At 60.9% G+C, this 24,474-nt stretch carries 28 protein-coding genes; 17 read left to right on the top strand and 11 right to left on the bottom strand.

Features of this window, described 5'->3' with window-relative positions:
* The first annotated feature begins 92 nt into the window (after positions 1 to 92).
* Positions 93 to 812, top strand: a complete 720-nt coding sequence (gene queC / locus Q0O99_RS08635; RefSeq protein ID WP_293750470.1) for a 7-cyano-7-deazaguanine synthase QueC — start codon at positions 93 to 95, stop codon at positions 810 to 812.
* Between the two features lie 42 nt (positions 813 to 854).
* Here queC and Q0O99_RS08630 read toward each other — a convergent pair whose 3' ends face one another.
* Positions 855 to 1,793 carry a LysR substrate-binding domain-containing protein gene (locus Q0O99_RS08630; RefSeq protein ID WP_293750468.1) on the bottom strand — a complete coding sequence of 313 codons (939 nt, stop codon included), beginning with the start codon at positions 1,791 to 1,793 and terminating at the stop codon, positions 855 to 857.
* Between the two features lie 122 nt (positions 1,794 to 1,915).
* Between Q0O99_RS08630 and Q0O99_RS08625 the strand changes: the two genes are divergently transcribed.
* Genes Q0O99_RS08625 through Q0O99_RS08615 form a run of 3 tightly spaced genes read left to right on the top strand, consistent with a single transcriptional unit; the run spans position 1,916 to position 3,623 of the window.
* On the top strand, positions 1,916 to 2,287 hold the full coding sequence (locus Q0O99_RS08625; protein WP_293750466.1) for a nuclear transport factor 2 family protein: 372 nt from the start codon (positions 1,916 to 1,918) through the stop codon (positions 2,285 to 2,287).
* 59 nt (positions 2,288 to 2,346) lie between these two features.
* Positions 2,347 to 2,580 carry a hypothetical protein gene (locus Q0O99_RS08620; protein WP_293750464.1) on the top strand — a complete coding sequence of 78 codons (234 nt, stop codon included), beginning with the start codon at positions 2,347 to 2,349 and terminating at the stop codon, positions 2,578 to 2,580.
* The gene (locus tag Q0O99_RS08615; protein ID WP_293750462.1) at positions 2,577 to 3,623 is read left to right on the top strand and encodes a homocysteine S-methyltransferase family protein; all 1,047 of its coding nucleotides are present in this window, start codon (positions 2,577 to 2,579) and stop codon (positions 3,621 to 3,623) included. Before Q0O99_RS08620 ends, Q0O99_RS08615 begins: the two co-directional genes overlap by 4 nt.
* Here Q0O99_RS08615 and Q0O99_RS08610 read toward each other — a convergent pair whose 3' ends face one another.
* Complete coding sequence (locus Q0O99_RS08610) at positions 3,624 to 4,370, bottom strand: tyrosine-protein phosphatase (protein ID WP_293750460.1); 747 nt, start codon at positions 4,368 to 4,370, stop codon at positions 3,624 to 3,626. It lies immediately after the preceding gene.
* A 182-nt stretch (positions 4,371 to 4,552) separates the two neighbouring features.
* Here Q0O99_RS08610 and Q0O99_RS08605 point away from each other — a divergent pair, with 182 nt between their 5' ends.
* The 8 genes from Q0O99_RS08605 (at position 4,553) to Q0O99_RS08570 (ending at position 11,719) form a co-directional block, all read left to right on the top strand.
* Positions 4,553 to 5,737 (top strand): PAS domain-containing sensor histidine kinase, encoded by a 1,185-nt coding sequence (locus tag Q0O99_RS08605; RefSeq protein WP_293750480.1) that lies wholly within the window; start codon positions 4,553 to 4,555, stop codon positions 5,735 to 5,737.
* A complete protein-coding gene (locus Q0O99_RS08600; RefSeq protein WP_293750458.1) occupies positions 5,734 to 6,387 on the top strand; it encodes a response regulator transcription factor in 654 nt (217 codons plus the stop codon). Before Q0O99_RS08605 ends, Q0O99_RS08600 begins: the two co-directional genes overlap by 4 nt.
* 156 nt (positions 6,388 to 6,543) lie before the next feature.
* Positions 6,544 to 7,950: a CmpA/NrtA family ABC transporter substrate-binding protein gene (locus Q0O99_RS08595; RefSeq protein ID WP_293750456.1), complete on the top strand. Its 1,407-nt coding sequence runs from the start codon at positions 6,544 to 6,546 to the stop codon at positions 7,948 to 7,950.
* Between the two features lie 5 nt (positions 7,951 to 7,955).
* Positions 7,956 to 8,822: a nitrate ABC transporter permease gene (ntrB, locus tag Q0O99_RS08590; protein ID WP_293750454.1), complete on the top strand. Its 867-nt coding sequence runs from the start codon at positions 7,956 to 7,958 to the stop codon at positions 8,820 to 8,822.
* Positions 8,812 to 9,687, top strand: a complete 876-nt coding sequence (locus tag Q0O99_RS08585; protein WP_293750452.1) for an ABC transporter ATP-binding protein — start codon at positions 8,812 to 8,814, stop codon at positions 9,685 to 9,687. Before ntrB ends, Q0O99_RS08585 begins: the two co-directional genes overlap by 11 nt.
* Before the next feature lie 49 nt (positions 9,688 to 9,736).
* Complete coding sequence (gene cynS / locus Q0O99_RS08580) at positions 9,737 to 10,180, top strand: cyanase (protein ID WP_293750450.1); 444 nt, start codon at positions 9,737 to 9,739, stop codon at positions 10,178 to 10,180.
* 190 nt (positions 10,181 to 10,370) lie between these two features.
* Positions 10,371 to 11,081: a 3-oxoacid CoA-transferase subunit A gene (locus Q0O99_RS08575; protein WP_293750448.1), complete on the top strand. Its 711-nt coding sequence runs from the start codon at positions 10,371 to 10,373 to the stop codon at positions 11,079 to 11,081.
* Positions 11,078 to 11,719: a 3-oxoacid CoA-transferase subunit B gene (locus Q0O99_RS08570; protein ID WP_293750446.1), complete on the top strand. Its 642-nt coding sequence runs from the start codon at positions 11,078 to 11,080 to the stop codon at positions 11,717 to 11,719. Before Q0O99_RS08575 ends, Q0O99_RS08570 begins: the two co-directional genes overlap by 4 nt.
* 86 nt (positions 11,720 to 11,805) lie before the next feature.
* Here the strand turns inward: Q0O99_RS08570 and Q0O99_RS08565 are convergent, their stop codons facing one another.
* From Q0O99_RS08565 to Q0O99_RS08545, 5 genes are all read right to left on the bottom strand, one after another.
* Positions 11,806 to 12,720, bottom strand: coding sequence for a hypothetical protein (locus Q0O99_RS08565; protein WP_293750444.1), 915 nt, complete (start codon positions 12,718 to 12,720; stop codon positions 11,806 to 11,808).
* 85 nt (positions 12,721 to 12,805) lie between these two features.
* Positions 12,806 to 13,327 carry a flavin reductase family protein gene (locus tag Q0O99_RS08560; RefSeq protein ID WP_293750442.1) on the bottom strand — a complete coding sequence of 174 codons (522 nt, stop codon included), beginning with the start codon at positions 13,325 to 13,327 and terminating at the stop codon, positions 12,806 to 12,808.
* Positions 13,324 to 14,466 carry an LLM class flavin-dependent oxidoreductase gene (locus Q0O99_RS08555; RefSeq protein WP_293750440.1) on the bottom strand — a complete coding sequence of 381 codons (1,143 nt, stop codon included), beginning with the start codon at positions 14,464 to 14,466 and terminating at the stop codon, positions 13,324 to 13,326. Before Q0O99_RS08555 ends, Q0O99_RS08560 begins: the two co-directional genes overlap by 4 nt.
* A gap of 36 nt (positions 14,467 to 14,502) precedes the next feature.
* Complete coding sequence (locus Q0O99_RS08550) at positions 14,503 to 15,471, bottom strand: tripartite tricarboxylate transporter substrate binding protein (protein ID WP_293750438.1); 969 nt, start codon at positions 15,469 to 15,471, stop codon at positions 14,503 to 14,505.
* Positions 15,472 to 15,617: 146 nt separating this feature from the next.
* Positions 15,618 to 16,460 carry an IclR family transcriptional regulator gene (locus tag Q0O99_RS08545; RefSeq protein WP_293750436.1) on the bottom strand — a complete coding sequence of 281 codons (843 nt, stop codon included), beginning with the start codon at positions 16,458 to 16,460 and terminating at the stop codon, positions 15,618 to 15,620.
* Between the two features lie 236 nt (positions 16,461 to 16,696).
* Between Q0O99_RS08545 and Q0O99_RS08540 the strand changes: the two genes are divergently transcribed.
* The 5 genes from Q0O99_RS08540 to Q0O99_RS08520 are packed head-to-tail and all read left to right on the top strand — an operon-like array spanning position 16,697 to position 21,400.
* Positions 16,697 to 17,680: a tripartite tricarboxylate transporter substrate binding protein gene (locus tag Q0O99_RS08540; protein ID WP_293750434.1), complete on the top strand. Its 984-nt coding sequence runs from the start codon at positions 16,697 to 16,699 to the stop codon at positions 17,678 to 17,680.
* The gene (locus tag Q0O99_RS08535; protein WP_293750432.1) at positions 17,680 to 18,588 is read left to right on the top strand and encodes a polysaccharide deacetylase family protein; all 909 of its coding nucleotides are present in this window, start codon (positions 17,680 to 17,682) and stop codon (positions 18,586 to 18,588) included. The genes Q0O99_RS08540 and Q0O99_RS08535 overlap by 1 nt, the downstream gene beginning before the upstream one ends.
* A 3-nt stretch (positions 18,589 to 18,591) precedes the next feature.
* Positions 18,592 to 20,028 carry an amidase gene (locus tag Q0O99_RS08530; protein ID WP_293750430.1) on the top strand — a complete coding sequence of 479 codons (1,437 nt, stop codon included), beginning with the start codon at positions 18,592 to 18,594 and terminating at the stop codon, positions 20,026 to 20,028.
* Between the two features lie 3 nt (positions 20,029 to 20,031).
* Entirely contained in the window at positions 20,032 to 20,880 is an 849-nt protein-coding gene (locus Q0O99_RS08525; RefSeq protein ID WP_293750428.1) for an alpha/beta hydrolase, read from the top strand.
* A gap of 25 nt (positions 20,881 to 20,905) precedes the next feature.
* Entirely contained in the window at positions 20,906 to 21,400 is a 495-nt protein-coding gene (locus tag Q0O99_RS08520) for a cupin domain-containing protein (RefSeq protein WP_293750426.1), read from the top strand.
* 27 nt (positions 21,401 to 21,427) lie between these two features.
* Here Q0O99_RS08520 and Q0O99_RS08515 read toward each other — a convergent pair whose 3' ends face one another.
* The 4 genes from Q0O99_RS08515 to Q0O99_RS08500 form a co-directional block, all read right to left on the bottom strand.
* The gene (locus Q0O99_RS08515; protein ID WP_293750424.1) at positions 21,428 to 22,003 is read right to left on the bottom strand and encodes a carboxymuconolactone decarboxylase family protein; all 576 of its coding nucleotides are present in this window, start codon (positions 22,001 to 22,003) and stop codon (positions 21,428 to 21,430) included.
* A gap of 63 nt (positions 22,004 to 22,066) precedes the next feature.
* Positions 22,067 to 22,819, bottom strand: a complete 753-nt coding sequence (locus Q0O99_RS08510; protein WP_293750422.1) for an ABC transporter substrate-binding protein — start codon at positions 22,817 to 22,819, stop codon at positions 22,067 to 22,069.
* A 120-nt stretch (positions 22,820 to 22,939) separates the two neighbouring features.
* Positions 22,940 to 23,638, bottom strand: coding sequence for a haloacid dehalogenase type II (locus Q0O99_RS08505; protein ID WP_293750420.1), 699 nt, complete (start codon positions 23,636 to 23,638; stop codon positions 22,940 to 22,942).
* A complete protein-coding gene (locus Q0O99_RS08500) occupies positions 23,635 to 24,300 on the bottom strand; it encodes a cupin domain-containing protein (RefSeq protein WP_293750418.1) in 666 nt (221 codons plus the stop codon). Before Q0O99_RS08500 ends, Q0O99_RS08505 begins: the two co-directional genes overlap by 4 nt.
* Between the last annotated feature and the right edge of the window lie 174 nt (positions 24,301 to 24,474).

The following is a 24,474-nucleotide window of genomic DNA, read 5'->3' as shown; positions in this document are numbered from 1 at the left end:
GCGACGATTTCTGTGTACCCGCAGTATGAGGAGCCCGCCGCCGCCCCCTTCCAAACGCGCCCCATGCATGGACAGCGTTACCATCCCAGCCCATGCACACCTCTGCCCTTGTTCTGTTTTCTGGTGGCCAGGACTCCACCACCTGCCTGGCCCATGCTTTGGCCCGTTATGAACGCGTCGAAACCCTGGCTTTTGACTATGGCCAGCGCCACAAGGTTGAGTTGGACGCCCGGCTGAACGTGTTGGCGGCGATCAAGGCGCGCTTTCCGCAATGGGCCCCCAAAATGGGTGAGGACCATCTGCTGGACGCGGGCATCCTGGGGCAGATCAGCGACACGTCTTTGACCCGCGACACCGCCATTGAGATGGAAAGCTCGGGCTTGCCCAACACTTTTGTGCCGGGGCGCAACCTGCTGTTCCTCACGCTGGCTGCGGCTTTGGCTTATCGGCGGGGTTTGCAGGTCATCGTCACCGGCGTGTGCGAGACCGATTTTTCGGGCTACCCGGATTGCCGCGACGACACCATGAAGGCGATGCAGGTCGCCCTGTCGCTGGGCATGGACCGCAAGCTGCTGATCGAAACACCGCTGATGTGGATCGACAAGGCGCAGACCTGGCAACTGGCGCACGACTTGGGCCAAAAAGCCGATACCCACGGTGGCGGAGCGGCCTTGGTGGACCTGATCGTGGAGCACACCCACACCTGCTATTTGGGCGACCGCACGCAGCGCCACGATTGGGGTTATGGCTGCGGCCAGTGCCCAGCTTGCCAGCTCCGGGCGGCCGGGTTTGGGCGTTACGTCCAGGTTTGAAGGCTGGAACACATGCCTTGACGCGAGGCATGGCAAGCCTGATCAGCTTGCGGTTGTGTTGCCCGTGCCCAGGGTGTGGCGTTGTGCAAACCGTGCGCATGCGCCTTGCAACCAATCGGCAAAGGCCTCGCGTGCCGGGTGTTTGACGCTGCTGGGTGGCAACAGCAGGTAATAGGCCGAGGCGTGCGGGCTTTCGTGCGCATGGGCGGGCACCAGCTCGTGGCGCTGCAACAGGTTGTCAGCGATGGCGCGGCGGCTGAGCGCCACCCCCAGACCTTGACGCGCAGCTTCGAGCAGGTGCGTCGAGTCGGTGAAGGTCATCCGCGCGGGTGGCCGCTGCACCCCGCTGTGGGCCTCAGACAGCTCGGCCAGCCAGCTGGCCCAGTTTTCGCTGGCGTGCAGCAGCGGCAGTTGCAGCGCTTCTTGCAGGGTTTGCGGCGGCTCTGGCCCCAGCAGCGAGGGCGCGGCCAGCAACACCAGGCTGTCGCCCATCAGCGGCCTCACCTTGGCCTCTGGCCAGCGGCCATGGCCGAAGCGGATGGCGCAGTCCAACTGGCCCTCGTTCAAATCGACATAGTCCATGGAGCCATGCAGCTGCAGTTGCACATGCGGGTGCCAGCGGGTGAAGTCTGCCAGCCGGGGCAACAGCCAGCCATGGGCAAAGGAGGGCAACACCGCCACGCGCAGGCTCTGGGTCTGTTGCACCGGGCGGTGGCTGCGCACACGTTCGGTGACGTCCACGATGTCTTGCAGCGCTTGACGCACTTGGTAGCCGTAGATGCGACCCGTGTCGGTCAGCGTCCAGTGGCGACCGTTGCGCTCGATCAGAGGCACTTCCAAAAATTCTTCCAGCGCCCGGATCTGGTGGCTCACCGCACCGGGCGTGAGCTTGAGTTCTTCGGCTGCAGCATTGACCGAGCCCAGCCGCACCCAGGCGGCAAAGGCGCGCAAGGCGGGCAGGGGCGGGGCGCGTCCGGTCATGTCAATGGAATTCGCTGAATGCTCGAAAAAAAAGGAGCCAGACAGCGCATGGCGTTGCCTAGACTGAACAGCGTTGGGTCTTCTCAGGCACAGCGCTTTCAAAGTTTAACAAGGAACCTTTCATGCTTATCGACGATCTGCGCCCTTTTTTGGCCGACTATTTTGAAGTCCTGCAAACCCAGGACATGGCCCTGTTTGACCGGGTGTTTCACAAGGACTGCGTGTTGTATTCGCAACAAGACGGCCAGCTGGTGGTGCGCCCGTATGCGGTCTACCGCGACATGGTGCAAGGCCGCAAGTCGCCAGCATCAGGCGGCTTCCCGCGCGATGAGCAAGTCCTGACGCTGGATGTGTTGTCGCCCACCATGGCGCTGGTCAAAGTGCGGCTGCGCCTGTTTGACAACATCATGGAAGACCACCTGAACCTGATGCAGCACGAAGGGCGGTGGATGATTTATGCCAAGCATTTTCACCGGGTGGGCAGCGCGGTCTGACCTGAAGCTTGCGGGCCTTTTTGTGGCCCACACCCCCCGTTTTTCCTTTAAACCAGGCCTTGCGCGATCTGTTCAAAAATCCGCAAGGCCAGACGCTGGCGCAGGCATTGGCCGTTTACCAAACCAGCCTGACGCGGGGGCCTTCGCCCATTCAGCGACAATTACAGTTCAACCAGCACATCCGCGATTACTTTGAGCAGCACCCCGGCGCCACTCGCGCCCAGGCGCTGCAAGCCTGGCAAGACAAACGCCAAACGCCGGACGCCCTTGTTTTTTTTGCCCACACCGAATGAAACCTTTGACCTACACCCGCGCCCAAGCGCTGCCCGAGATTCTGAACACCCGCATCGCCATCCTGGACGGGGCCATGGGCACCATGATCCAGCGCTTCAAATTGTCCGAAGCCGACTACCGGGGCGAGCGCTTCAAGGACTTCCCCAAAGACGTCAAGGGCAACAACGAGCTGCTGAGCCTGACCCGCCCCGACGTGATCCGCGACATCCACGAAGGGTATCTTGCCGCCGGGGCTGACCTGATCGAAACCAACACCTTTGGCGCCACCACCGTGGCCCAGGCCGACTACGACATGCAGCACTTGGCCCGCGAGATGAACCTGCAGTCCGCGAAATTGGCCCGCGCCGCTTGCGACAAGTTCTCCACGCCCGACAAGCCCCGCTATGTGGTGGGTGCTTTGGGCCCCACGCCCAAAACCGCCAGCATCAGCCCCGACGTGAACGATGCCGGTGCCCGAAACGTGACCTTTGAAGAACTGCGCGCCGCTTATTACGAGCAGGTTCAAGCGCTGGTCGAAGGCGGCTCGGATGTGCTGCTGGTCGAAACGATTTTTGACACGCTCAACGCCAAGGCTGCGCTGTTTGCCATCGAAGAGTTCTTTGAAGCCAGCGGCGAGCGCCTGCCGCTGATCATCAGTGGCACGGTGACCGATGCTTCGGGCCGCATCTTGAGCGGCCAAACCGTCACCGCTTTCTGGCACAGCGTGCGCCACGCCCAGCCGCTGGCCATTGGCCTGAACTGCGCTTTGGGTGCCACGCTGATGCGCCCCTACATTCAAGAGCTGAATAAAGTGGCGGGCGACACGTTCATCAGCTGCTACCCCAACGCCGGCCTGCCCAACCCCATGAGCGACACCGGCTTTGACGAAACCCCCGAAGTGACCAGCCGCTTGCTGCACGAGTTCGCCGCCGAAGGGCTGGTGAACATTGTCGGTGGCTGCTGCGGCACCACGCCCGATCACATCGGCGCGATCAGCAAGGCGGTTGGCCCGCTGGCCCCGCGCAATGTGCACGGTGGGTTCTTTTACAAAGAAGCGGCCTGATCAGTTTTCCAGAAGCATTTGCTTGAGCTCGGCCAGTTCTTGCGGGCGGAGACCAATCGCCCCGTGCAAATAGTCGTGCATGCCGCCATGCTGCTGGTCCACCGCGTCAAACGCCGCGTGCAAAAACTCGGGCTGCACTTGCCACAGCACCTTCATCACATGGGGGTGCCCCGATCCCTCAAGGCGGTTATCGCGTTTGTACAGCTGGTTGGTCAGCAAATAGTCGTGTTCGATGGTGGCGCGGTCCACCCCCAGCGCAGACAGCAGCAGCGCGGCGGCAAAGCCCGTGCGGTCCTTGCCAGCGGTGCAGTGGAACACCTGCGGTGTGGGCTGCTCCAGCAGGTGCTTTAAAAAACGGCCAAAGGTGCCCGCGTTGTGGTTCACAAAATCACGGTAGGTCTCGCACATCAGCGCCACGGTTTCTTCGGTGGTGGGCACGATGCCTTGCACCACCAGCGCTTGCATGCGGGCGATCACGCTGGGCTCGATGGTCAGCGCCAGGCGCTGCACGCCCGGAATCGCATAGGGCGTGGTGGTGGATTCGGCTGCGCCGCGAAAGTCCAGGCTGTGACCGATGCCCAAGGACGCCAAGCGCACCAAATCTTCAGGCGTCAAGCCTGCCAAATGGTCCGAGCGAAAGACTTGGCCGCGCCGCACACGGCGGCCATCGGCATTGTGGTATCCGCCAACATCACGAAAGTTCGAAGCGCCTTGCAGCAGCGCAGGGGGTAAAGGTTTCATGGCCATCCAATCAGCATTCAAATCTTGCAAACGTGTGCGTCATTGTCACGCGCGGCCCCAGTCAGGCCTGTTGCCGAAGGCGACAAACCCAGAGCAGCCCAAGGCGATGAACCCGTCAAGCGCGATGTTTGGCACACGGCTTGCTTGTCATGTGCATGAACCTTGTACGACTTCCTTCGCAGCCGGCCATGAACGGCATCGTGGGCGTCACCGACGCCTGGCGCGACCCCTTGGGTCTGATGCTGGCCTCCACCGGCGAGGGGGTATTCGGGGTTGATCTGGACGGCCTGTGCGTCTTCATCAACCCGGCCGGGGCCCGCATGATCGGCATGGCACCACAGCAGGTGTTGGGCCAAAACATGCATGTGCTCACGCACCACTCGCATGGCGACGGGGCGCATTACCCGATGGACGACTGCCCGATTTACAACGCGTTTCGCCGGGGGGAGCCCTGCCGCATCGACAGCGAAGTTTTCTGGCGGGCAGATGGCCACAGCTTTCCGGTGGAGTATTCGAGCTACCCGGTGTTTGACCAGGGCGAGGTGCGCGGCGCGGTGGTGACCTTTGTCGACATCACCGAACGCAAGCGGGCCGAACACGCTTTGCACCAGGCCAAGAACGAACTGGAGCAGCGGGTGGCCGAGCGCACGCAAGCGCTGGAAACCGCCTTGCAACAACTGCGCGAACTGGCCGCCTGGTCCGAGGCGGTGCGCGAAGAAGAGCGCACCCGCATCGCGCGTGAGGTGCACGACGAGTTGGGCAGCTTGCTGGTGGCCCTGAAGATGGATGTGGGCTGGCTGGACAAGCGCCTGTCCGAGCAAGAACAGCGGGCCGCGCTGGAAGCACAAAACATGCGCGAGAAAATGCGGGGCAAGTGTCAGAACATGAGCCGCTTGATCGAGAACGCGGTGGTCAATGTGGGCCGCATCATCACCGACCTGCGTCCCAGCATCTTGGACCACCAGGGCCTGTGGGGTGCTTTGGAGTGGCAGGCGCAGGAGTTTGTGCAGTCGGCAGAACAGCAACTCAAGTGGTGCATGGAAGTCAACGAGCAGCGGGAGTTGCCTGAGCCCATGGCCATGGCGGTGTTTCGCATTTTTCAAGAGATGCTCAGCAACGTGGGCCGCCACGCCCGGGCGCACACGGTGGATGTGGACATCGTGGAGCGCGAGGGCTGGCTGCACCTGTCGGTGGAAGACGATGGCTGCGGGGCCGAGTTGCAGGCCTTTGAGTCGGCGCAAGCCTACGGCATCTTGGGCATGCGCGAGCGAGCGCGTCACTTTGGTGGTGTGATTGACATCGACAGCCATCCCGGTAGGGGCACCCGCATGCGGCTTTCTATGCCCTTGCCTGTCATGGAGGCCGCGCCATGAAATCCATCGTGCGTGTGCTGCTGGGCGACGACCATAAAATCGTACGTGAAGGCCTGAAGATGGTGCTGGCCGACGACCCCGCCTTGCAGGTCGTGGCCGAGGCCGACACCGGTCCCGGCGTGCTGGGCGAGGTGCACAAGCTGCAGGGCCAGCTGGGCATCGATGTGGTCTTGCTCGACATCGCCTTGCCAGGCATGGACGGGTTGGAGGTGTTGCAAGCACTGCGTCGCGACTGGCCGGGGTTGCCCGTGCTCATGCTCAGCACCTACCCCGAAAAACAATATGCGGTGCGTTGCATTCAGCTGGGGGCCTCGGGCTATCTGAACAAAAGCACCGACCCGGACGGCCTGATCGCGGCCTTGCGTCGCGTGGCAGCGGGAGGCAAGCATGTCTCGCCCGCCACCGCCGAGGCCTTGGCCAGTCTGTTCAGCCAAGGTCGCACCAAAACCGGGATCGACATGCTGTCGTATCGCGAGCATCAGGTCTATCTTTTGTTGACCCAAGGCCACACCGTGAGCGAAATTGGTGCACAGCTGAGCTTGGCTCCCAACACCGTGAGCACTTACCGTGCACGAATCTTAGAAAAGACCGGCACCAAGAACGATGTGGAATTGGCTTTGTATGCGCAAAGCATCGTCGGGCGCTATTGACCTGGTTCGACCTGCCCGGGATTTGTAGGGCCAGCCCTACGCCGCATCGACAAGTGGCTTGCTAAATGAAGATGCGCTCGGCCTATGGCACGCATTCACGGGTTTCTGGCCCGCAGCTTGCATGGACCTGAGCATCTTCAACAAAGCGAGGCTGCCATGTCTGAATTTTTTGACCCGTACAACGCCGACCGTCCCCTGATGCTCAAGTGCAGCTGCGGACGTGACCATTCTCCTGCCGACCACCACGCCGAAGTGGCTGCTGATGCGGCCGCTGCGCAGCTGCGTGCCCGTTCAGAAACCGCCGAGTTTGAAGCCTACAGCCAAGAGTTCATCGAGGCCACGCTGGTCAAGTCGCTGTTCCCGCACGACGAAGAGCGCCGCATGTTCTTGCGCGCCGTGGGCAAAAAGACCGCCATGGCCGCCATTGCCAGCGTGCTGCCCGTGGCCAGCTTGCAGGCCCTGGCGCAAAGCAAAGGCCCCTTGGAAAAAACCAACCTCAAGATCGGCTTCATCCCGATCACCTGCGCCACGCCACTCATCATGGCCGATCCGTTGGGCTTTTACCAAAAGCAAGGCTTGAATGTCGAAGTGACCAAGACCGCCGGCTGGGCCTTGATCCGCGACAAGATGATCAACAAGGAATACGACGCCACCCACTTCCTGTCGCCCATGCCCTTGGCCATCAGCATGGGTTTGGGTGCCAACGCCACGCCCATGAACGTGGCCACCATCCAGAACATCAACGGCCAAGCCATCACGCTGGCTGTCAAGCACAAGAACAACCGCGACCCGAAGAACTGGAAGGGCTTCAAGTTTGCGGTGCCATTTGATTACTCAATGCACAACTTCTTGCTGCGCTACTACCTGGCCGAAAACGGCATCAACCCCGATACCGATGTGCAGATCCGTGTGGTGCCGCCACCGGAGATGGTGGCCAACTTGCGCTCGGGCAACATCGACGGTTTCCTCGGACCCGATCCCTTCAACCAGCGTGCCGTGTTCGATGAAGTCGGCTTCATCCACATCCTGACCAAAGAGCTGTGGGACGGGCACCCCTGCTGCGCCTTTGGCACCAGCACCGAATTCATCCAAAAGAACCCCAACACCTTCGCTGCGCTCTACCGCGCGGTGCTGACCGCAGCGGCCATGGCCCGCAAGCCCGAAAACCGAGAACTGATCGCTAAGGTGATTTCACCTGCGCAGTACCTGAACCAACCTGAGGCGGTGCTTGCCCAAGTGCTGACTGGCAAGTTTGCCGACGGTTTGGGCAAGGTGCAAAACGTGCCTGACCGCGCGGACTTCGACCCCATGCCTTGGCAAAGCATGGCGGTGTGGATGCTGACGCAAATGAAGCGCTGGGGTTATGTCAAAGGCGATGTGAATTACAAGCAAATCGCTGAGAAGGTGTTCCTCATCACCGATGCGCGCAAGCACATGAAAGAGCTGGGCCACAGCTTTGCGGCCACCACGCCTTACCCCAAGTACAAGATCATGGGCAAAGAGTTTGACCCGGCCAAGCCTGAGGACTACATCAAGAGCTTTGCGATCAATAAGATGGGCTGAGGCACATGAAAACCACGCACCTCAATTTGCGCGCGGCCATGGTCTCGCTGCTCATGTTCTTGGTCTTTCTGGGGGCGTGGCAACTCTCAGCCACTGCCCCAACGGTGGCCGGCGCCTCCAAGGCGGGCATGACGGCCGAAGAGATCGAATACCAAAAGATGATGGGCAAAGACCCGGGGGCGGTCAAAACCACGGGGTTTCCGCCGCCGCTTGAAGTGGGCAAGGCCATGATGGGCCACCTGGCCGATCCGTTTTATGACAAAGGCCCCAACGACAAAGGCATCGGTATTCAGCTGGCGCATTCTCTGGGCCGGGTGGCCTTGGGCTTTTTCCTGGCCGTGCTGGTGGCTTTGCCGGTGGGTTTCATGATCGGCATGTCGCCGCTCATGCGCAAAGCGTTTGACCCCTTCATCCAGGTGCTCAAACCCATCAGCCCGCTGGCCTGGATGCCCTTGGCGTTGTACACGCTGAAAGACTCGGAAGTCAGTGGCATCTTCGTCATCTTCATTTGCTCGGTTTGGCCCATGCTGATCAACACCGCCTTTGGCGTGGCCGCTGTCAAGCGCGAATGGCTGAATGTGGCCAGCACGCTGGAAGTGCGTCCCCTGCGCAAGGCCTTCCAGGTGATCCTGCCCGCCGCAGCGCCGACCATCGTCACCGGCATGCGCATCAGCATGGGCATCGCCTGGCTGGTGATCGTGGCCGCCGAGATGCTGGTGGGTGGCACGGGCGTGGGCTACTTCGTGTGGAACGAGTGGAACAACTTGTCGCTGGTGAACGTGATCTTTGCGGTGCTGGTGATCGGCGTGGTCGGCATGTTGCTGGACTTGGCATTTGCCCAAGTGCAAAAGGCGGTGACCTATGTGGAGTGAAGCCACCGAACGCGAGCTGATCGCGCCTTTGTCATCCGACACCCACGCACCTCAACCCAAGGCCAAAGCCATGAACGCTTTCCTCAAGATCGAAAAACTGGGCAAGGCTTACCAAAGCGACAAGCCGGTGTTTTCGGACGTGACTTTCACCATCGACAAGGGTGAGTTTGTCTGCATCATCGGCCATTCGGGTTGCGGCAAGACCACCATTTTGAACGTGCTGGCGGGTTTGGACACGGCCAGCACGGGCCACGCCTTCATGGACGGGCGCGAGATCGCAGGGCCCAGCCTAGAGCGTGGTGTGGTCTTTCAAAGCCACGCGCTCATGCCCTGGCTCACGGTGCGGCAAAACATCGCGTTTGCTGTGCGGTCCAAATGGCCCGAATGGAAAACACCGCAGGTCAATGGGCATGTGGAAAAGCACGTCGGCATGGTCGGTTTGCTGCACGCCATCGACAAAAAGCCCAGCCAGCTGTCGGGCGGCATGAAGCAGCGCGTGGGCATTGCCCGTGCGTTTGCCATCCAGCCCAAGATGCTGTTGCTCGACGAGCCTTTTGGCGCATTGGATGCGCTCACGCGCGGCACCATCCAAGACGAGCTGATGACCATCGTGCGCCAGACGCAGCAAACCGTTTTCATGATCACGCACGACGTGGACGAAGCGATTCTTTTGTCCGACCGCATCTTGCTCATGAGCAACGGCAACGAGTCGGGTGGCAGTTATGTGCCTGGTGGCCTGGCTGAAGTGGTGGTCAACCCGCTGCCACGTGAACGCACGCGTGCCCATTTGCACCACCTGCCCGGCTACTACGACATGCGCAACCACATCGTGGACTTTTTGGTGTCCCGCGCCAAAGCCCATTGACTCTTTCTTTTTTCCCGAATTATCTTCAACTCCCCTCAAGAGGTCTTTTATGAACCGTTTAGACATCACCGAAAAAATCATCACAGCCAAAGTGTCCAAAGGCATCAAGTGGAGCGATGTCGCCGAAAAAGTCGGCCTGTCCAAAGAATGGGTCACCGCCGGGTGCTTGGGCCAAATGACCTTTGATGCCAAGCAAGCCAAGGTCATTGGCAAAATCTTTGGCCTGACCGCCGAAGAAATCAAATGGCTGCAAGTGGTGCCCTACAAAGGCTCACTGCCAAGCCAAGTGCCCACCGACCCGCTGATCTACCGCTGGTACGAAATCGTGAGCGTGTACGGCACCACCATCAAGGAACTCATCCACGAAGAATTTGGCGACGGCATCATGAGCGCCATCGACTTCAGCATGGACATCGTGCGCCAGCCCGACCCCAAAGGCGACCGCGTGAACGTGGTGCTGTCGGGCAAGTTCTTGCCTTACAAGCAGTATTGATTAGACGCTTTCACCCAAGGGCGCACACCAGGCCGTGCCGAACTGGGTTCGCCATGGCTTTTTCGTGTCTGCTGGTCATGGGTTGGGCGAGACCCGGTCAGTCGCTCAAGTGCCTGTGCTTGGGGGAACGCCTCTGTGCAAAGCCCACAGCCAGCGTTAAGCTTGAATGATTCATAGAGGCTAGCTCGACATGATCAACAAGTTTGTTTCTTCCGTCACCGAGGCGCTGGCGGACACGCCCGATGGGGCCACGGTGATGATTGGTGGCTTTGGCACGGCCGGCATCCCGGATGAGCTGATCGCGGGCTTGCTGGCGCAAGGTGCGCGTGACCTCACCTTGGTCAACAACAACGCAGGCAACGCCGAGCAGGGCTTGGCTGCTTTGCTCAAAGCAGGTCGGGTGCGCAAGATCATTTGCAGCTTTCCCCGGCAAACCGACTCTTATGTGTTCGATGGTTTGTACCGCTCGGGCCAGCTCGAGCTGGAGCTGGTGCCCCAAGGCAATTTGGCCGAGCGCATTCGGGCGGCTGGCGCGGGCATTGGCGGGTTTTTCACGCCCACGGGTTACGGCACCGATTTGGCCAAACACGCCGATGGCTCTCTCAAAGAGACCCGAGAGATTGATGGTCGCATGTATGTGTATGAAACGCCGATCCACGCCGACCTGGCCCTGATCAAGGCCGAGCGTGGCGACCGCTGGGGCAACCTCACTTACCGCAAAGCGGCGCGCAACTTTGGCCCCATCATGGCCATGGCGGCACGCAAAACCGTGGCCACGGTACACGAGCAAGTGGCCTTGGGCGAGTTGGACCCCGAGAACGTGGTCACACCTGGCATTTTTGTGCAAGCGGTGGTCAAGATCGACCGTGTGGCCACACAGGCCGGAGGCATCAAGGCATGAGCTACACCCGACGCAGCAAAGACGAATTGGCGGCCCGCGTGGCGCAAGACATTCCCGAAGGGGCCACGGTGAACCTCGGCATCGGCCAGCCCACCTTGGTGGCCAACCACATCCCTGCCAGCCGCGAAGTGCTCTTGCACAGCGAGAACGGCATCTTGGGCATGGGCCCGGCGCCCGCCAAAGGGATGGAAGATTACGACCTGATCAACGCGGGCAAACAGCCGGTGACTTTGTTGCCGGGTGGTGCGTATTTTCACCACGCCGACAGCTTTGCCATGATGCGCGGCGGGCACCTGGACATCTGCGTGTTGGGGGCGTTTCAGGTCAGCGCCACGGGTGACCTGGCCAACTGGCACACCGGTGAGCCCACCGCCATTCCGGCGGTGGGCGGGGCCATGGACCTGGCCATTGGGGCCAAACAAACCTGGGTGATGATGGACCTGCTGACCAAGCAGGGTCAAAGCAAACTGGTGCAATCTTGCAGCTATCCGCTGACGGGCATTGGCTGTGTCAAACGGGTCTACACCGACCTGGCCACGCTGGCCTGCACGCCCCAAGGGCTTGTGGTCATAGACATGGTTGAGGGCTTGAGCCTGCAAGCCCTATCGGACCTGATTGGCCTGCCGCTATCAGCATAAAACGCCACCTCTAACACCCGGCAGTCAGAGACGTTGGATCTGGCCCGGCAAAGTGTGTGTGGTCCCTTGGCTGCAAGTTGTGTGATTCAGGGCAGCGGTGAGAGCATCTCAAAGGCGAAACTGGCGTCTTTGACGGTTACTTTGACCGCGCGCACATCCGATGCGCCGGGCACGATCAAGCGGGTGACGTTTTTCAGTGGTTTTTTGTCCAGTTGAAAAGGCTGGTCAAGCCTGAACTGATGGCTGTCTCCGTGCACCACCAAGACCGGTTTGCCCCAGCGATTGGCCATGGGCAGTAGGGTTTCGCCAATGCTGGTGCGAAACCCTGACCAGCTCGGGAAATCTGCCCAAAGCGTCTTGTTTTCCAGCACGTCGGCTTGAAAAGCAAAGACCACGGCTGAAGCTTGTTGAAGTCGCGCTAGCTCGAATGTGGCCTGGATCCAAGCCACATTGGCCGCATCGCGTTCAAAAAACTCTCGGGTGGCGGCGATGTCCCGGCTTTCCAAATTGTTGTTGCTGCCCACGATGTGCAGCGTGGCAAACAAAACCCCTTGGTGCAGCCAGCGCACGTTTTCCACATAACGACCGAAAGCGGGCGCGACCCTCGACTGGTTTTGCACGGGCATGGGCTTGGCACCCAAGGAGGAGCCGGGTGTGAAAAACCGTTGCCGCAATGCGGCCAGACGCTCCAAGGGGTCAAATGCGCCATTGTTACTTCTGTGGCAATCGGTCCACTCGTTGTCACCCGGTGTGTAGACCACGGCACCTTTGAATCTCTGAAAGTGTTCCAGCTGATGGGTGAATTCTTCATCGCTGCACAGCGTCGAGCCCGATTTGAAATCGCCCACATGGACAGAAAAAGCAGGGTCCTCCTGGTTGATGCGGTCAATCAATGACCTGTAGGGGCCATATGCCTTTTGCGCAGAACCGTAAGGTAAATCACCCAGGGCCACGAAGGTAAAAGCCTGCTGAGCGTGTGCTGTTGCGACCGACCAAAGCATGCTCAGCCAGATGAGGTGGCGCAACACCCATCGGCGCGCGAAAAATCTTGAAACAAGGGTTTGAGTCTGGGTGCTGTGCATGAAATCAGCGCATGTCCTTCGCCTCAACCGATACCATCAGCAGGTCATCGCTGGTGGTCACCCATTGGCCATCGCGGTACAGCAAGGGCAAGGCGGCGTCGTTGTAGCAGCCAGAGATGACTTCGCCCACCATCAGGCAGTGCGTGCTTTCCTGCACTTGCCGAATCAGACGACATTCCAGGCTCATGACGGCGCTGCGAAGACTGGGCGAGCCTGAGTCAAACTGGGCCCATTCCTGCGCGTCAAAGCGTTCATCGCCGAACATCTGGGCTTGACCAGCAAACAACTTGGCCAGCGCGATGTGTTCGACCGCCAGCGTGTTCACACTGAACACCTGGTTGTCGGCCATGTGCGCGTAGCTGAAGGCGTTGCGGTTGATGGCGCAGACCACCGTGGGCGGCTCCACACCCAAAGACATGAAGGCCGAAACCGTCATGCCCGTGCGGTGCGGTGTTTTGCCGGTGGCGATGATGTTCACCGCCGCCGGGTGCAAACGCATCAACTGCCTGAAGGCTTGCGGGGTCATGCCGCAGCCGTTTCCAGGGGCGCGTCCACGTTGATGGCCGAGCCCAGGCCCAGCGCCTGGTTGACGCGGGGCATGACTTCGTTGGCCATCAGCTCCATCGAGTGGCGTCCCAACTGGGGATCGACCAGGTCCATGCCCGCGTACACGATTTCGCCAAAGGGGCCCGCCTTCTCGCGCAAAGCCAAAATTTTGTCGGTCACCTCGTTGACGGTGCCGGTGATCACCAGTTCGTCGAGCAGGCGGTCCAGCGTGACATGGCTGTCGTCTTCGTCCGTGTGCTTTTTGAAGATGACGTGGCGCTTGGACATCATCATCTTGGTCAGCATCTGGCGGTAGTAATAACGGTAAGGGCTGTTGGCATCTGCGCGGCCATAGCGGTTGGCCGTCGCGCTATCGTCGCTCACGAAAATGGTGCGCGCCACGCGCCAGTCGGCAGGGTTGGCCACTTCATGGACGGAGCTTTTGCCCTCACAGTAATTGTCCCAATGGCTGGCTAGCCAATGGTCCATCAAAAAGTTGGCCGACATGGGGTGGAAGTCCCGTTTGCCCATGGCGATCACGCCTTTGGAGTGGGGCGCCACCACCGTGCCGACAATTTCTGGCCGGGGACCTTGGAGAGGCTTCATCAAGTAGCCCCGACCAATCGAGGGGACAGAGGTGACTTGCGTGCTGACCTTGAAGCGGTTGTCCGGAAAGTCGATGTTGTAGGGCGGCTCACGCTCCCAGATGGCCAGGATCACATCAATCGCCTCGGCAAACATCTTGTTGCGGTCCTGGTCCAGGATGCCCAAGGCTTCGGCGTCGGATGCCAAGGCCCCGGGGCTGATGCCGAAGATGAAGCGGCCCTTGGCCAAGTGGTCGAACATGGCCGCTTGCGAGGCCAGCAGCGTGGGGTGCGAGTGCGACAAGTTGGAGGTGCCGCTGCCCAGCTTGATGGTCTTGGTTTCCGGGATCAAGGTGGCCAGGAACAACAGGCTGTTGGTCACGTTTTCGGCTTTGTCAGTGAGGTGCTCGCCCACAAACGCGTCGTAAAACCCCAGCTTGTCGGCCAGGATGATGGTTTGCCGGTCCTCATGCAAGGTCTCCGTGGTGTCCCGCTCGAAGGGGTGCAGGGGCATGGTGAAGTAGCCTAGGCGCATGATGGTTCCTGTCGTTGATTTTTAGAAGATGAAGACTCACTCGGGCTTGATGCCAGCGTCTTTGATGACCTGTGCCCAGCGGGTGACTTCACTTAGAATGAAGCGAGGGTAATCGGCCTTGGATACCTTGGAAGGCTCCAAGCCCAATTGCGCCAAACGTGCCAGAAAGGCCTCATCTTTCAGGGCGGAGCTGATGGCCCCGTCCAGTCTGCGCACCACGTCGGGCGGGGTGCCCGCAGGGGCCGCCAGCCCCAAGAAGAAGCCCAGCTCATAGCCGGGGTAAGTCTCGCCAATGGCGGGCACATTGGGCCAGGGCTTGAATCGCGTGGCCCCGGTCACGCCAATCGCGGTGGCCTTGGGGTTGTCGATGTGGGCCATGGCGGGCAGGTATTCCAGAAACAGCACCTGCAACTGGCCGCCGTAAAAGTCTTGCAGGGCCGAGCCGATGCTCTTGTAGGGGATGCCGGTCATGGGTGCGCCGGTCTTGACCTTGAACATTTCAGCGGTCATTTGCGAGGCCGAGTTGTAGTGGCCAAAAAACACCTTGCCCGGGTTGGCTTTGGCATAGGCCGTCAGGTCGGCAGCGGTGCGGATGCCCGAGTCTTTGCTGACCATCGCCACCGAGGCGGCTGTTCCGAATTGCCCCAGGTGTTCAAAATCTTTCAAGGGGTCATAGGGGACTTTTTTGTACAGGCTCAGGTTCGCCGCCAGTGTGGTGTTGGTGGTGAGCAAAAGTGTGTAGCCGTCAGCGGGTGCGTTCTTGACCGCTTCGGTGCCCAGGATGCCGTTGGCGCCGGCGCGGTTTTCAATCACCACGCCTTGCTTGAACTGCGCTTCCAGGTATTGGCCAAAGGCGCGTGCGGTGATGTCGCCTGAGCCGCCGGGCCCGAAGGGCACAACGATCTTGATTGGCTTGTTGGGAAAGCCCTGAGCTTGGGCCAGGCCCAGGCACAAAGCCAAGGGGGCCAGCACACTGTATTTGAGAAATCGGACAAGCTTTTGCATACACAGTCTCCATCGTTGGTTATCGTGGCGAGATTCTAGGAGGGCCGTGTGAATTGACCAAGCTCAAAATTCCAACTGGTGGAATTGCAGACCTGTGCCGGTGGATACGCCAGCTGCGTTGTGGGCAAGGATGAAGCCGCTCGTATTCAGAATGCAATGCGCGGGCTTTGCGGGTCCTTGATGGCCGTGCGCCAGGTTTCGGCCTGCGTCGGGTTCATGCGGGCCAACTCGTATTGCGCCGACATGATGTCGGCCTCGTGGGTCAGGGTGGTGGCCAGGTCGCTGAGGTAGCTGCCCGTCATGCGCTCGAGCGTGGACACGGCGCACAAGGAGGCAATCGGGTAACGACGCCGGTCAAAAACGGGCACGGCCATGCCCGAAATGCCGCGTCCGGAACGGGTTTTGGTCAGGGCGTAGCCGTTTTTGCGTGTCTTCTGAATGCCACTGGCCATTTTGCTGAAGGCCTTGTCCGGGCCGCTGCGCAGTCGGTGGAAGGCCAGGATGTCGGCGATCTCGTTGTCGGGCAAAAATGACAGGATGGCCAGACTGAAAGAGCCGATGCCCATGGGCCAGCGGTTGTGCACCTGCAGGATTTCGGCGTTTTGCGGCAGGTGGCCCTGGCGTTTGTCCAAGCACACGGCATCGTAGCCACAACGTATTCCCAGGTACACCGTTTCGCCCGTGGCCTCAGCCAAACGTTCAAACGATGGCTGGGCAATGCTTTTGATGTCGTGCACGTCCAGTACCGACATGCCCAAGGCATAAACCTCCGGGCCAAGCCGGTAGTGGCGTGTGCCCCAGGGGCGCTCGACCAGGTGCTCATCCAGCATGGCCGAGAGGATGCGGTGCACGGTGGCCTTGGGCAATTGGGTCAGGGTGCTGATTTGCATGAGTGCCGCGCCCTGCGAGCCGAAAGTCGACAAGGTTCGCAGCAGCAAGGCGGCGCGCGCGATGCTTTGCGCGCCTTCGTTTTTCGGGGAAGGGTTCATGGCTTGAAAGGGCTCAACAGCGGAGCGCCGGGGTGTCGTCGGTGGGTCAAAAAGACAAAGTATTCCATGATTCGGAATATTGAAGCGACGGGCCCTGTTGCGAGCGTCAAGGCGGGATCACCCGATTGCCAAGGCAAAAACCGGCACGCATACTGTTTTTTTGTTGTGCAGCACGGGGTCGCAAATGGCCCTGAAACATCGAATCCACCACGAGACAACTGAAAGGGGTCATTCCAATGACGGCATCCAAACGCAAACTCCTGACTTGGCTGGGCTGCGGTCTGCTGGCCAGCGCAAGCCTGGCTTCTGTTCAGGCGCAAACCTACCCACAGCGCCCCATCAAGGCCATCGTGCCTTACGCAGCGGGCGGATTTTCAGACCAGGCCAGCCGCATCATTGCCGAGGCCATGTCGCGCAACCTGGGTCAAAACATCGTCATCGAAAACCGTGCGGGCGGCGGCGGCCGCATTGGCAGCGAAGCCGTCACCAAAATGGCCCCCGATGGCTACACCTTGCTGATGACCACCAACGGCACCAAGACCTACATGGCGGTGGTGGAAAAGTCTTTGTCCTATGACCCGGTGAGCGACTTCACGCCGATTTCTCTGGTGGGCAAATACGGTTTGCTGATGGTGGTCAACCCGTCTGTGCCCGCCAAAACCTTGCCGGAATTCTTGACTTATGCCCGCGACCCCAAAAACAAGGGCAAGATCAATTACGCCACCTCGGGCATGGGCAGTGGGTTGCACTTTGCGGGCGAGTTGTTCAACGCCATGGCCAAGGTGAACATGGTGCATGTGCCTTACAAAGGCTCGGGCCCCGGCATGCAGGATGTCCTGGCGGGGGTGTGCCAGGTGATTTTTGACGGCGCAGCCAAGCCGCAAATCGATGCAGGAAAAGTGAACTTTCTGGGCACCACCAGTTCGGTGCGTGACCCGCGCTACCCGGACGTGCCCACGCTCAGCGAAGGTGGCTTGACGGGTTATGACCTGACCTATTGGGTGGGCATCTTCGCCCCCAAAGGCCTGCCTGCCGACATCCAGGCGCGTTTGAATGCTTCGGTCAAAACCGCATTGGCCGAGCCGGACGTGCAGCGCAAACTCAACGGCATGGGCATGAGCCTGGTGGGCAGCTCGGCAGAGCAAATGGTGCAGGAAATCCGCACCGAAACCGCCAAGTTGCGGCAGATCGCTGCGTCGATTCCCGGTGGAGTGAACTGATGAGTTTTGAGATGAACAGCGGGGTGCTGCGGCCGCAGGATCGACTGCCTTTTTCAGCCATCGTCGACAGGCTCCCACTTCACTTGCCCGAAGGGGTGCGTTTGGTGGTCTGGCCGGTGGTCAACATCGAAGAGTGGGATATCTCGCGCCCCATGCCGCGCATGGTTTCGCCACCGCCCGGCGGACAAGCCCCGGTGCCCGATGTGCCCAACTGGACCTGGCATGAATACGGCATGCGGGTGGGGGTGTGGCGCCTGATGGACGCTTTCAAAAATGCAGGTATCAGGCCGACCCTGTCCATCAATGCCAAAGTCTGCGAAACCCGCCCGCGCGTGACGCAAGCCGCACTCGATGCGGGTTGGGAGTTCATGGCGCATTGCTACGAGCAAATCCCGATCCAGAAAATCCCGGACGAGCGGGCCATGATGCAGCAGACGCTGGACGTGCTGACCCGCTTCACCGGCCAGCGCCCGCAAGGTTGGTTGGGCCCGGGTCGCAGCCAGACGCTGCAGACCCCCGACCTGATCAAGGAGCTGGGCATGTCCTGGTTTGGCGACTGGGTGCTCGATGACCAGCCGCAATATGTGCATACCCAACACGGACCGCTGGTTTCGGTGCCTTACACCATTGAGCTCAACGACATCAACATCATGCTCACCTCGCACGAGCGTTCGGACGCGATGCTGCTGCGCACCCAAGATGCGTTCAAGCGGCTGTATGCCGAGTCGGCGCACAGCGCCCGCATCATGGCGTTTGGGGTGCATCCGTACATTTCTGGCGCTGCGCACCGCATCGATTATTTTGAAATGATGCTGGAATTTTTGGCCAAGCAACCTGGTGTGGTGTTCTGGAACGGCTCTGAAATCAGCCAATGGTTTCGGCAAGCCAGCCCACTGCCAGCGCCTTGAGGCATGAGCCCTCAGACGCCCTTGAAGCCGTCTGCTGACGCGCATGCCGACACGCCGCTGCATGCGCTGTCTTTGGCGCAAGCCAGTGCCCTGATTCGGCAGCAGACGATCACGCCGGTGCAGCTGGTGCAGGCCTGCATCGACCGCATGGAGCGACTCGATGGGCAAGTGAACGCCTTCGTCACCCCCACGCTGGACGCCGCCATGCAAGCGGCGCACCAGGCCACCCGCGAGATCGCGCAAGGCCAATACCGGGGGCCTTTGCATGGCATCCCGATGGCGCACAAGGATGTTTACCTGACGCGAGGCGTGCGTACCACGGCGCATTCGCGGCATTTGCACGACTGGGTGCCCTCGGTCAGCGCCACGCTGGTGACGGGTTTGGCGCGTTTGGGGGTGATCAGTTTGGGCAAAACGGCATGCCATGAATTTGCCTTTGGCTCGCCCTCAGAAGATGACTTGTTTCCGCCGGCGCGCAACCCCTGGCATCTGGCGCACATGCCGGGCAGCTCGAGCAGCGGCTCGGGGGCGGCGGTAGCGGCAGGTTTTTGTCTGGCAGCCACGGGAACCGACACGGGTGGCTCGATTCGCCACCCAGCGGCCGCTTGTGGTGTGGTGGGCCTCAAACCCACGCGCTATGCTTACCCCCTGTCGGGCGTGATCGCCTTGGCGCCCAGCTTGGACGTGGCCGGATTTTTGACGCGCACCGCGCTGGACCAGGCCCTGATTTGGGACGCTTGGCATGGCAGCGATGTGGCCACCGTATGCACTGCCGATGTGCAGCGTTCGGTGCTTCAGGGGCTGCGGATTGGTGTGCCTGCGGGCTTGTGGCGCAACGCCGAGAACGGGCAGGCCACACACGACCCACAGATCCAAGTCTGTTTTGACGAGACACTGCAAAAACTGCAAGCCGAAGGTGCACAGGTGGTCACGGTGGAGACGAAGGATTGGCCACCGCAGCCCGCCGTGGTGCAGGTGGCCAACACCCTGATCGCCTATGAAGCGTTTCTACAACTGCAGCACATTTGGCGCGACCACCCGGAACAGCTGGGACAGGGTTTGCGCCTAAAACTGGCGGGTGCAGCGCAGCTGAGTTTGAACAGCTACCAAGCAGCCCGCGTGCAGGCCGACGTTTGGCAACAGCAGGTCAGCGCTTTGCTGGCTGAGCAGGTGGACGTGTTGATGTGGCCAGGGCGCGAAGCCTTGCCCGAGACCCTGCAAGACCTGATGGCCAACCCCACCGGGCAGCGCAGCGCCTGCAACCGCTTGTTCAGCCTGACCGGGCACCCCGCCTTGACCTGCCCCATGGGCGTGTCCACCCAAGGCTTGCCCATGGCGTTGCAGATCGGCGCGGCCATGCACGGCGAGGGCCATGTGCTGCAAGTGGCCCATGCGGTGGCTTCGGCCATCGGCTGGCGTTTGCCCGTGCTGCTGGATTGAGCCATGGACTTTGTCAACACCGAAGGCGTGCGCCTGCACTATGAGATCGTGGGCGAGCAAGGCCCCTGGCTGGCGCTGGTGTCGGGCGGTCGGCGCAGCGGGGCCGAATTTTTGCCCTTGGCGCGCCGCATCGCGGCCCGGGGGTTTCGGGTGGTGCTGCACGACCGACGCAACACCGGGGCTTCGCAGGTGTTGATCGAAGGCGATCGCGGTGAAGAAGACATCTGGGCCGACGACTGGGTGCAGTTGATGCAGCACCTGAACGCGGGGCCTGCATTTTTTGGCGGTGGCTCTTCAGGGGCGCGGCTGGCCTTGTTGACCAGCTTGCGTCACCCCGACGCGGTGCGTGGCTTGCTGCTGCTGCGCATCACGGGCGGCGCCTTCACCGCGGGCCGCTTGCCCGACAGCTATTACGGCCAGTTCATCCGCGCGGCCGAACAAGGCGGCATGGCCGCGGTGTGTGCCACGCCCTATTACCAGGAGCTGATCGCCGCCGACCCTGGCAACCAGGACCGCCTGATGGCCATGGACCCGCGGCAATTCACCGCCGTCATGCGCCACTGGCTTCAGATTTTTTTGCAAGGCCCGCGCGAACCGGTGCTGGGCATGACGACCGAGGCCCTGCAGGCCATCCGTGTGCCCACCTGGGTGGTGCCCGGCAATGACAAAACCCATGTGTCCCGCCACGGCCGCGAGGCGGCGGCCCTGATCCCTGGCTGCGAACTGTTCGAGCTGCCGGTGGCGGACGAAGATGTGCCCGCTTTGCCGTTTTCGGCGTGGGGCCCGCACGAAGAAACCCTGGCGACAGCCATGGCTGATTTCATGCGCCGCGTGGGCCATGATGCCCACTGAACTTATTTTCCAAGGAGCATTTTGAATGACCACCCCGATCAACCCGTCCATTCGCCGTGTCGTGACCGGCCACGACGAACAAGGCAAAGCCATCGTCGAGATTGACGAAGTCTGCAGCCATTACCGGCAAGGCCGCCCCAATGGCTTTGTGTGCAATGTCTGGACCACCGACACGAGTCCTGCCAACAACAACGGCCAGGTGGACGCAGGCCGGCGTGAGGGTAAATTTTCGGTCATCGAGAACGGCACCGTGTTCCGCATCCTCGACTTTCACCCCGGGGTACAGCAGCGCGTGCACCGCACCGAGTCGGTGGATTACATCGTGGTCATGTCCGGCGAAATCGACATGGAGCTGGAGTCCGGCGAGGAAGTCCACTTGAAGGCGGGCGACGTCATGGTGCAGCGCGGCACGGTGCACAACTGGATCAACCGGGGCACCGAAACCTGTGTGATGGCGGTGGTGCTGGTGCATGCGCACCCGGTGCAGGCAGGGGAGCAAACGCTCAACGCCTTTGGTTGAGCGTGTTCCGAAGCCGCTTTCAGGCCTTCAGTGGGGAAACGGTGCAATGCCCGGCGCGGCGTTGTGCGGCAGTTCGCGGCGCGTGGTGTTCATGACCATGGCGAGCAAGCTGTAGTAGCCGCAGTGCGCCGTCATGTCGATGACGCCCTGGTCGCCAAACATCTTTTGTGCAGCCGCCCAGGTCACGTCGCTGACAGACTGGTTGTGCAGCAGCTCCTGCAAAAAGTCGTACACCAAGGTTTCTTCGGCCGTCATGTTCGGCGGGCGGCGGCCTTCGGCAATGGCATCACAAGTGGCTTCGCTCACGCCGGCCTTCATGGCGATGGGCTTGTGGATGTGCCACTCCACCGGCTGTGACCAGTGGCGGGCCACCACCAGCACCGCAAATTCCGAGTTGTGCAAACCCACGGTGTTGTCGTAGCGCAGGTATTCACCTACTTTTTGCAGGCGGCGCATCAGCTCGGGGCTGCGCATCAAAGGCACAAAGGGGCCGGAGAGTTTGCCTCTGGGCCCACTGACCAGTTCGTCCACCGCCGCACGTTGGGCGTCGGTCATTTGTTCACGCGGCATTTCGGGCAGGCGGTCTATTTTGGGAGAGGTCATCGGGCTGTCTCTTGGGGTGGGTTGAAAGATCAAAACTCAATTTATCACCGGACCTGAAGACGATCAGTCGTGTGCGGGATAGCCCGGCGGGGCCACAGCGGCACCTTGGATCTGGTGCCGCACAAAAGCCTGCGCAACCCAACCCGATTGTTTGACGTCTTCCACAAAACTGTTCAGAAATTGCTGCGCGGGTTCGCTGCGCTGCGCGGGCATGCCCATGGCCTGGTGGATGACCATGAAGCGGCCCAGCAGCAGCCGCACGCCTGGCAGGCGCTGCGCATCGGCTTCCAATTGCTGCTTCACGCCAGCAGCCACTTCAAGTTGCTGGGCCATGAACACATTGACCACGGCGGGCGAGCTGGGCGCACGCACGATGGTCGCGTTTTTCAGGTGGCGGGTCAAAAACAAGTCATAAGCGCTGCCCGCGCCCACCGTCACGCGGTTGTGGGCTTGGTCGACTTCGTCGTTGCTTTGCAGCAGCGAGTCGTTGCGCACCATGTAGGCCCCCTCAATTTGCACATAGGGCGGTGAAAAATGCAGGCCTTCGCCGCGCAACGGGTCGATGGCAAAAAAGCCGATGTCCGCCTCGTCGGCGCGCACGCACTGCACCGATTCGTCGGCTTTTTTGAAGATGCGCCAGTCAATGCCCAAGCCCAGCTGTGCAGCCAGTTTGCGTGATAGATCGGCCGAAATGCCTGAGGGCCCGCCTGCGGTGTCGAGCCTGGCGAGCACCGGGTTACCCAGGTTGATGGCCACGCGCAGCGGGCCGTGGGGTGCGAGCTGATGGGCCAAAGAGGCTGCAGAGGGAGTGTTCATGGCTTGAGTGAAAAATAGACTGGAAAATGGATACCTATTTTAAAAATGCGAGCCGTGCCGCAGGCTGACAAGTGCCGGGTGACTGCAGCCAGGTGACATGTTCCAGGCCGTGCTGCCGTTTCAGCCCAAGACTTGGAGCACGGCCGTTAAATCGCGCCCGATGTGGTGCGGTGCCGGCCCAATGGCTTCGGCAGGCAGATTTTGACGGTTGACCCACAGCGTGGTGAAGCCAAACCAGGTGGCGCCCAGCGCGTCCCAGGCGTTGCTCGACACAAACAGCACATCGGCCGGGGCAAAGCCAAAGTGGTCGGTCACGATTTGGTAGCTGGTGGGCGTGGTCTTGAACTGGCGCACGCTGTCCACCGACAAGACGGCGCCCAGCAGATCGCTCATGCCCGCACTGTGCACGGCCGACTGCAGCATCTCGGGGCTGCCGTTCGACAAAATGGCAGTGGCCACGCCGCGCTGGCGCAAGGCTTGCAGCACGCCCAGGTTTTCTGGGAAGGGTGAAAGTTGGGCGTATTGCGCCATCAGCGCGTCTTCATTCGCGCTGGTGTGCACCAAGCCCAAACGCGCCAATGCATAACGCAGCGACGCGCGCGTGATGTCCCAAAACGATTGGTAATGGCGACTGCCTTCGGGGTTGGAGTCGCTCAGTGAGATCAGCCGCGTGTACTCGATCTGCTTGTCGCGCCACAGCACCGACAGGGCCACGCCCTGGCCGGGGTAAAGTTGTTCGGCCAAAGCGCCAATCGAATACACATCGAACAGCGTGCCATAGGCGTCGAACACCACCACTCGAATGCTGGGCTTTGTCATGCCAGATGCCCTGTTTTCACCAAGATCAAACAGCCTTCGCGGCTAAACGGTTGGTGCTGGCTCATGTGCGGGCTGCGCAGCCAGCTGCCGGCGGGGTAGTCGCCGTGCTCGTCCGAGAACACGCCTTCGACCACCAAGATTTCTTCGCCGCCCCAATGCCGGTGCGGGTTAAAAAACGTTTGCGGGGCCCAGCGCACCAGGGCGGTGTTTTGCGTCTCGAAGGTGTTCAAGGGCAAAACCTTCAGACCTTCAACCATGCCTTGGCGCCATTCGCTGAGGCGCGTATCGATGACCACACGCGCGTTGTCGCGCGCATCCAGATGGCGCAGCTTCACAAACAGCGTGCAGCCCTCGGGTGAGGACGGTGCGTGCGAACTGCCCACCGGGTTCTTGATGTAGGTGCCGGGGCCATAAACGCCGTGTTCGTCGTGCAGCGTGCCCTCGAGCACCAAAATTTCTTCGCCCCCGCCGTGCACGTGGCTGGCAAAGGCCGAGCCAGGCGCATAACGCACGATGGACGTGGCGCGGGCCACTTCGCCGCCGTTGCGCTCGAGCATGCGGCGCGACACGCCCGAGGCGGGTGAGTCCACCCAATCGAGTGAGGGGCTGTGGAGGATGCAGCGCTGGCTCAGGTCAGAGTTGAGGGCCGTCTTGTCGTTCATGTTTGATCGTTGTCATGTTGGGTCGCTGCCAAGTGTGCCCCAATCCCCATTGGCGTGCGGCGCGTTCAGCCCAGCGGGCATGGGTTGTGCTCAGAGAATGGCAAAGCGCAATGAGCGAATTAGCAAAAACCAATTGGCTATTATTTTTTCATTGCTATAACATATTTCTTCTTA

The organism is Limnohabitans sp. Rim8 (assembly GCF_945901735.1).
In the GTDB taxonomy this organism is placed as follows: domain Bacteria; phylum Pseudomonadota; class Gammaproteobacteria; order Burkholderiales; family Burkholderiaceae_C; genus Limnohabitans_A.
The sequence above is the reverse complement of the archived record's forward strand: the minus strand, read 5'-3'. Positions and strand labels throughout refer to the sequence as shown.